Origin of the sequence: Caldivirga sp. MU80 (assembly GCF_001663375.1) — an archaeon.
Lineage (GTDB): Archaea > Thermoproteota > Thermoprotei > Thermoproteales > Thermocladiaceae > Caldivirga.
The window spans coordinates 1-1,481 of the sequence record NZ_LCTF01000068.1 but is presented as its reverse complement, the minus strand read 5'-3'; the positions used below and the strand labels follow the sequence as shown (position 1 = coordinate 1,481).

At 42.0% G+C, this 1,481-nt stretch carries 1 protein-coding gene and 1 tRNA gene; one reads left to right on the top strand and one right to left on the bottom strand.

Going from position 1 to position 1,481, the window contains the following annotated elements; genetic code table 11:
- The first annotated feature begins 908 nt into the window (after positions 1–908).
- A complete protein-coding gene (locus tag AAX04_RS12260) occupies positions 909–1,070 on the top strand; it encodes a hypothetical protein (protein WP_162270152.1) in 162 nt (53 codons plus the stop codon).
- A 284-nt stretch (positions 1,071–1,354) separates the two neighbouring features.
- Here AAX04_RS12260 and AAX04_RS11440 read toward each other — a convergent pair.
- A tRNA-Ser gene (locus AAX04_RS11440) sits at positions 1,355–1,474 on the bottom strand.
- Positions 1,475–1,481 lie beyond the last annotated feature (7 nt).

Sequence of the window (1,481 nt, the reverse complement as noted above, 5' to 3'; positions counted from 1 at the left end):
CAAGCTGGTTAAGCGGATTCGCACGTTGGCGAAGAGAAGGGTTATCCCTTCAATTCTCTTTTGAGATCTTCCTACACCTGGTTCATAGCAGGGTTAACAGCATCAGCAATACCCCTTCAATTCTCTTTTGAGATCTTCCGACATTACGTATGCTAATGCGGTTGCGGTTAATGAGAAGGCCTTCAATTCTCTTTTGAGATCTTCAATTCACCTGTATCTCTGAGGTAAACTAGGTCAACGCTTTCAGGGCCTTCAATTCTCTTTTGAGATCTTCTGGTTCCTCTGCTTTTTTTTAGGTTTTTTAAGTTTTGTGGTTTATTTTAAACGGTGACCATTGGAACAGGGCTCCAGAGCTCATTCTATGGTTCATTCCTGTTCCAATGGTTTTGATGAGGAAATTGAATGGTTGTTCCAATTGAAAGGCAATGAAGGAATTGAAACAATGTTCCAATGATCCTAAGTCCAACGTAAAATGTAAGGATTGCATGAAACATGCAAAACAATGATAGGATAAATGAATCTAGAACCCCATGAAGTGAATGGATAAGAATGCATGAAACATGCAATTTAAACAGTTAAAATGCATGTGCCTTACTTAACTGCCCTTAGCCACACTTACGTGTAGTAGATTGTGAATGTATGCTTTAGCTTACATTGTCTTAACTCCTCGTGTTTAAGTGGTCAATGATGCCTAACCAAGATACTGAACTTTAATAGTAGCAGTGCCCTACTCTTAGTGTGTTACAATTAACTTAAGTGTGCTTTAGCTTACCATCCATGCAAAATTGCGTAGCCTATAGAGTTCTAGTCTTCTTTTTACTAAGGACTCTACTTGTGGTTTTCTTAACCTTAGCCTTGATTCCATTCCATTGAGGAGAATTAGGCATTGTTTTCATTAGCCTGGGTCAGTGCTTATACTTGGATTCTCCTGTATTGACCTTACCATCCCTGAACTTGAGTATTCATTCTCCATGGGTAAGTATGCCGCTTTAGCTCACTCAATAGCCTCTGGTCTTAGGAATGCATTAGGTGTTGTTCTTCTGAAGTTAAGTGTATCGCCTAGGAGATGATTTAATTCCTCCAGGTTAAGTGAATTAGTGAGGCAACATGCAGTATATTACATTTGAGGCTCTCGTTTGCCATCCTTAACCATGTTTATCAGGTCTATTGTTAAGTCCAGGTTCCTTGCTCCTTAGGTTTTCTCATCAATGAGACGGGTTATTCACCCTAACGGCTTCTAGTTTTGGCGTTACCTCGATATCTTCTGGTCTAATTATATTTCCGTAACAGGTTCTTCATTGAACCGTAACAGAGGCTGAGGTTGAGGGATGTGAAATGTGGAAAGTAATTGCAGTGGCGCCGGGGCCGGGATTTGAACCCGGGCCCCCTTGCGGGGATGGGCTTAGCAGGCCCATTAAGGTCCCCATGGGTTAACCCATGGGGATCGCCTTGAACCAGGCTCGGCCACCCCGGCTAACGTA